At 66.9% G+C, this 5,844-nt stretch carries 6 protein-coding genes and 1 pseudogene; 2 read left to right on the plus strand and 5 right to left on the minus strand.

The window, feature by feature from the left end:
• Positions 1 to 350, minus strand: a 350-nt coding sequence (locus WA317_RS17340) for an FHA domain-containing protein (protein ID WP_425174205.1), incomplete at its 3' end; no start/stop codon positions are given.
• A 161-nt stretch (positions 351 to 511) separates the two neighbouring features.
• Positions 512 to 1,717 carry an NADH:flavin oxidoreductase gene (locus WA317_RS17345; protein ID WP_425174206.1) on the minus strand — a complete coding sequence of 402 codons (1,206 nt, stop codon included), beginning with the start codon at positions 1,715 to 1,717 and terminating at the stop codon, positions 512 to 514.
• Between the two features lie 105 nt (positions 1,718 to 1,822).
• Between WA317_RS17345 and WA317_RS17350 the strand changes: the two genes are divergently transcribed.
• Both WA317_RS17350 and WA317_RS17355 read left to right on the plus strand, forming a co-directional pair.
• Positions 1,823 to 2,668 carry a bifunctional methylenetetrahydrofolate dehydrogenase/methenyltetrahydrofolate cyclohydrolase gene (locus WA317_RS17350; RefSeq protein WP_425174207.1) on the plus strand — a complete coding sequence of 282 codons (846 nt, stop codon included), beginning with the start codon at positions 1,823 to 1,825 and terminating at the stop codon, positions 2,666 to 2,668.
• The gene (locus WA317_RS17355) at positions 2,668 to 2,961 is read left to right on the plus strand and encodes a DUF3017 domain-containing protein (protein ID WP_425174208.1); all 294 of its coding nucleotides are present in this window, start codon (positions 2,668 to 2,670) and stop codon (positions 2,959 to 2,961) included. The genes WA317_RS17350 and WA317_RS17355 overlap by 1 nt, the downstream gene beginning before the upstream one ends.
• Positions 2,962 to 2,967: 6 nt before the next feature.
• Here WA317_RS17355 and WA317_RS17360 read toward each other — a convergent pair whose 3' ends face one another.
• The 3 genes and pseudogenes from WA317_RS17360 to WA317_RS17370 form a co-directional block, all read right to left on the minus strand.
• Positions 2,968 to 4,452: a flavin-containing monooxygenase gene (locus tag WA317_RS17360; protein WP_425174209.1), complete on the minus strand. Its 1,485-nt coding sequence runs from the start codon at positions 4,450 to 4,452 to the stop codon at positions 2,968 to 2,970.
• Positions 4,453 to 4,467: 15 nt separating this feature from the next.
• On the minus strand, positions 4,468 to 5,202 hold the full coding sequence (locus WA317_RS17365) for a class I SAM-dependent methyltransferase (RefSeq protein ID WP_425174210.1): 735 nt from the start codon (positions 5,200 to 5,202) through the stop codon (positions 4,468 to 4,470).
• Positions 5,199 to 5,844, minus strand: a pseudogene (locus tag WA317_RS17370) (homoserine O-acetyltransferase MetX); the annotation flags it as partial. The gene WA317_RS17365 and the pseudogene WA317_RS17370, both read right to left, overlap by 4 nt.

The raw sequence follows: 5,844 nt of genomic DNA on the forward strand, positions 1-5,844 counted from the left end.
CGCATCGACGCGGTCATCGGCGGCCGGCCGGCCGCACCGGAGTGGCGGGCGAAGTCGAAGCGCAGGCGCGGTCCATCGGGATTGCCGATATTGACCGACTGCCCGTCGTAAATGTCGATCACCGGCACCCGGCGACCGTTGACGAAGGTCCCGTTCAGTGAGCCGTTGTCGATGGCCAGCCACCGGCCCTGATCGAAACGCAGTAGTAGGTGCGCCCGGGAAATCAGCGGGTGCGTGATCCGCATGTCAGCGCGTAGATCACGCCCGATGACCACGTCGTGGCCGGCGGCGAAGGTGCGCTGCGACCCGTCGTAACTGACGGTCAGGTCGGGCGGCGCTGCTTGACTCATCGGTCCAACTTTAGCCGGTCGACTTACTTGACCCGCAGTATCCGCGGCGGCGCGTGGTCACTTCAGTGATACGCCTTCGCCGCCCGCATCGTCACCGGGCGTTGCTTGTGATGGTCGGTTGCCGGCGCAGATTCACGGATGTGACCGTCGGGCCTGCAACTTCAGTGAGCGTCCGGTGCGCCGGTGACGACGCAGCGGGTTCGGCTGTAGATGGTCGGCATGCATTGATTGCAGTGCGTGCATTTCGAGTGCACGGCGTGCCCGTCGGCCTCGGCGGCGATGCGGTTGACCAAGTCGGGCTCGGCCAGCAAAGCCCGCGCCATCGCCACGAACTCGAAGCCCTCGGCCATCGCCAAGTCCATTGACGCCCGGTCGGTGATACCGCCGAGCAAAATGAGGGGCATCGTCAGCTCCGCGCGGAACCGGCGGGCGTCGTGCAGCAGGTAGGCGTCGCGGTAGGGGTACTCGCGCAGGAATTTGTGACCGGTCATCCGGATGCCCCAGCGCAGCGGCGGCTTGAAGGCGCCGGCGAACTCCTTGACCGGCGCGTCGCCGCGAAACAGGTACATCGGGTTGACCAACGAGCTGCCGGCGGTCAGTTCCAGCGCGTCCAGCCCGCCGTCGTCTTGCAGCCACTTCGCGGTGGTCAGCGCTTCCTCCACGGTGATGCCGCCGCGCACCCCGTCGGCCATGTTCAGCTTGGCCGTCAGCGCGATGTGTGTGGCCCCGGCCTTGTCCAGGGCCCGGCGAACCGCCATCACCAAGCCGCGCGCGACCTTCGCCCGGTTCGCCAGCGAGCCGCCGAACTCGTCGTCGCGGCGGTTGATCAGCGGGCTCAGAAATGCACTGGCCAGGTAGTTGTGGCCGAGATGTACTTCGACGGCGTCGAACCCGGCGTCCACGGCCAGCCGGGCGGCGTTGGCATGCGCTGCCAGCACGTCGGCGATGTCGTCGTGGGTGGCCTGCTTGGCGAACCGCATGCCGATCGGATTGAAGAAACGCACCGGCGCGAGTGCGGTGGCCTTGTTCGACCGGGCATCGGCCACCGGGCCGGCGTGACCGATCTGCGCACTCACGGCCGCGCACTCGGCGTGGATGGTTTCGGTGAGCCGGCGCAACCCGGCCACCGCCTCCGGACGCATCCAGATCTGGTCACCGGAAGTGCGCCCGCCGGGAGACACCGCGCAGTACGCCACCGTCGTCATGGCGACGCCGCCCGCGGCAGGCTGCCGGTGGTACTCGATCAGGTCGTCGGTGACCAGAGCGTCCGGTGTGCGCGACTCGAACGTCGCTGCTTTGATGATGCGGTTGCGCAGCGTCAACGGGCCCAGTTTGGCCGGGGCGAACACGTCCGGGGCGGTGGACATAAGGGGAGCGTAATGGCGATCGCAAGCGCGGCGAAGCCGGGCGCAGCGGATCGGCATTATCGGGCGACCGCGCCGGCGATCCGGGCGGGTGCCAGACTGTCAGGCGTGGCTGCTATCACGCTGAACGGCAAGGCCACCCGCGACGAGATCTTCGTCGACCTGAAAGAACGGGTGGCCGCTTTGACCGCTTCGGGCCGCACGCCAGGACTGGGCACCATCCTGGTCGGCGACGACCCCGGCTCGCAGGCCTATGTCCGCGGCAAGCATGCCGACTGTGCCAAGGTTGGCATCACGTCGATCCGTCGGGATCTGCCCGCCGACATCAGTACGGCCAAGCTGAACGAAACCATCGACGAGCTGAACGCCAACCCTGATTGCACCGGCTACATCGTGCAGTTGCCGCTGCCGAAACATCTCGACGAGAACGCTGCGCTGGAACGCGTCGACCCGCTCAAGGACGCCGACGGGCTGCACCCCACCAATTTGGGCCGGCTGGTGCTGAGCAACCCGGCCCCGCTGCCCTGTACTGCGCGCGGCATCGTGCATCTGCTGCGGCGCTACGACATCGAGATTGCCGGGGCACACGTGGTCGTCATCGGCCGCGGTGTGACGGTGGGCCGTCCGTTGGGGCTGCTGCTGACCCGCCGCTCCGAGAACGCCACCGCGACGTTGTGCCACACCGCAACCCGCGGCCTGCCCGCGCTGACCCGACAGGCTGACATCATCGTCGCCGCCGTCGGTGTGCCGCACCTGCTGACCGCCGACATGGTTCGACCGGGTGCCGCGGTGGTCGACGTCGGCGTCAGCCGCACCGAGGCCGGACTGGTCGGCGACGTGCATCCCGATGTCTGGGACGTGGCCGGTCACGTGTCGCCGAACCCCGGCGGTGTCGGCCCGCTGACGCGGGCTTTCCTGCTGACCAACGTCGTGGAATTAGCCGAGGCAGGGTAGTGAGCGTGCGAGCCGCGACTCGCAGGGTATTCGCTGCGCAGTGGCCGATCGTGCTGGTTGTGCTGGTCTTCGTCGTGGCGTTCGCGTTGGCGGCGGCGAACTTCTGGCGTCGCGGCGCACTGATGATCGGCATCGGCGTCTCGGTGGCCGCGGTGCTGCGATTGGTGTTGACCGACGAACGGGCCGGGCTTCTGGTGGTGCGCAGCAAAGGCAGCGACTTCGTGGCGACAGCGGCCGTCGCGGCCGCGATCTTTTACATCGCGTGGACGATCGACCCGTTAGGCACCAAGTAGGCGGGCTCAGCCGAACGCGTAATCGCTCAACGGGAAGTCAAGCTGCTCCCGCACCGCGTTGCGCGTCGACGTGGGCCGCAGCAGCGTGGCTTCTCCGCTCGGGTTGAAGTAGTAAGACCGCGAGGTGGCGCAGTCACCGGCGTGGAACACCGTCTTGTCCAGCAGCTCGGTCATCCGGTCCAGGAAGCGGGTGTTGGCTTCTTCGGTCACTTCGAATGTCGTTGCCCCGCGGCGATGTAATTCGCCGAACAGCCGGTCCATGTGCCGCATCTGGTATTCCATGGTGTTGAAGAACGACAGCCCGGAGAAAGCGAACGGGCTGGCCAAACCCAGGTAGTTGGGGAAGTACGGAATCGACACTCCCTGATAAGCCTGAAACCTGTTGTTGCGCCACCACTTCCCGAGGTTGCGTCCTTCCCGCCCGATCACCTCGATAGCGGGGAAGTTCGCTTCCCACAGGTCGAAACCGGTGGCCAGCACCAGGGTGTCGATGGCGGTCTTGTGTCCGTCGGTGGTGATGATGCCGTCCGGCTCGATGCGCTCGATGCTGTTGGTCTCCAGGTGGACATGCGGCTTGGCGAGGGCACGGTAGTACGAGTTGGACCAGGTGGGCCGCTTGCAGCCGAAGTCGTAACCCGGAGTGAGCTTCTTGCGCAGTTCCTTGTCGCGGACCCAGACGAAGCGGTTGATCTTGGCCAGGTCGGCGCCGGCAATGTTGAGCCGCCGGAAGCCCCGGTAGTGCAGCACAACGGTTACCGTCGCCAGCTCGAAGAGGGCGTCGGTCACCAGCCGGAACGTCCGCTGCAGCAGCGGTACCCGAGCGAACAGTTGACGCAGCCATACCGGGATGGTGAAGTCGATCTTGGGCGCCGCGTAGATCGGCGTGCGCTGGTACACGGTCAGTTCGGCGGCCTGCTTGGTGAGCTCAGGGACCAATTGCACCGCTGTCGCGCCGGTTCCGATGATTCCGACGCGACGGCCGTGGAGGTCGTAACTGTGATCCCAGGCCGTGGAGTGGATGACCTTGCCGTCGAAGTCGGTGATACCGGGGATCTCCGGGGTGCGCGGCTGTGACAGGAACCCGGTCGCGGTGATCAGGAAGCGTGTGCTCAGCGTCTCGTCGCCGGCCAGCGCCACCCGCCACACCCGCTCGTCCTCGTCCCAGCGCGCGCCTTCGACCGCCGTGTTGAACCGCATGTGGCGGCGCAGGTCGTATTTGTCGGCGATACGTTCGGCGTACTGCTTCAGCTCACAACCCGGCGCGAACAGTCGTGACCAGTGCGGGTTGGGCTCGAACCAGTAGGAGTAGGTGGTCGAGGGGATATCGACGGCCAGGCCGGGGTAGTGGTTGACGTGCCACGTGCCGCCCAGGTCGCCCTCGCGCTCGAGGATGACGAAATTGTGAAATCCGAGCCGCCTAAGCTGGATCGCCGCACCGATGCCGCCGAAGCCCGCTCCTACGATGACGACGTCGAAGTGCTCCGCAGTCATGGGCTTAAGGATACCTCAGGTTGACAATGTCGCCCGCACACACACCGTGATGTAGGGCAGGGCAAGGCCTCCCGAGTTGGCGAGCACGGGGTGGGTGGCCAGCAACTCGCGGACCTGGTCCAGCGTTTTGGTGCGGACCTCGGCCGGGGAGGTGATGCAGTAGCTGCGCGAGGCCACCAGGTCGATCAGCGCCTGCGGCGTCAAGTAATTCGTCCACTCCACTTCATGGCGGGCCGTGTCGGTGAAGGGTTCGGGCATGGTCACCTTTGTTCGGCCGGGATCGCCGTCGCTACCGATGATGCGACCCAGTTCGCGTAACCAGCCCAGCCGCTCATCCCGGGTGTTCCACACCAGGCCCAGCCGCCCGCCGGGCCGCAACACCCGGACCAGTTCCGGAATCGCTCGCGCCGGGTCGATCCAATGCCACGCCTGGGCCACCAGCACCGTGTCAACACTGTTGTCCGCCAACGGGATCTCCTCGGCGGTGCCCAGCAACGCCGGTGTGTCCGGCAGGGATTCGCGTAGCACTTCCAGCATCTCGGCAAGCGGATCCACCGCGACCACGTCCAGCCCGCGCTCCACCAGCCGGGTGGTCAACTTACCGGTACCGGCGCCGAGGTCCAGCACATCGCGGGCACCGGTCGGCAACAACCAGTCGATGGCCTCCGGAGGGTAGGACGGCCGGCCACGCTCGTATGCAGCTGCTTGTGGGCCGAAGGACAGCGAACGGGCGTGTCGGGAGTCAGTCACCGGGGACACTCACCTGCGGCCATCTCGAGGGCCCGCTGCACCAACCCACCCACGGCTTCGGTCTCCAGCAGAAAACCGTCATGGCCGTAGATCGAGTCGACGACCTGTAGACCGCTACAGCCGGGCAGCAGATCGGCCAGCTCTTGTTGCAGGCGCAGTGGATAGAGCCGATCAGAGGTGATGCCGGCAACCACCACCGGCACCGGACAACGGCGCAGCGCAGCAGCCACGCCGCCGCGACCGCGGCCGACGTCGTGCCGTGACAGCGCCTCGGTCAGCACCACGTAACTTCCGGCGTCGAACCGGGACACCAGCTTGGTGCCCTGGTGTTCGAGGTAGCTCTGCACCGCGTAACGGCCGCCGGCCGCCGGATCCTCGTCGCTCTGCGCCCCGTTGGCGAACCGAGTGTCCAATTCGATCTCCCCGCGGTAGGTCAGGTGCGCGAAGCGACGGGCGATGTCGAGCCCGGCCTCGGGCGCGCGACCGCTGCGGTGGTAGTCACCACCCTGCCAGTTCGGGTCGGCCTTGATCGCTGCGACCTGAGTGCTCTGGGTGCCGATCTGATCGGCGGTGGCGCGCGCGCCGACCGCCAGCAGCAGCGCCGCGCGCACCCGGTCGGGGTGGCTGACCACCCATTCCAGC

The sequence above is a fragment of the Mycobacterium sp. genome (assembly GCF_049802695.1).
Taxonomy (GTDB): Bacteria; Actinomycetota; Actinomycetes; order Mycobacteriales; family Mycobacteriaceae; genus Mycobacterium.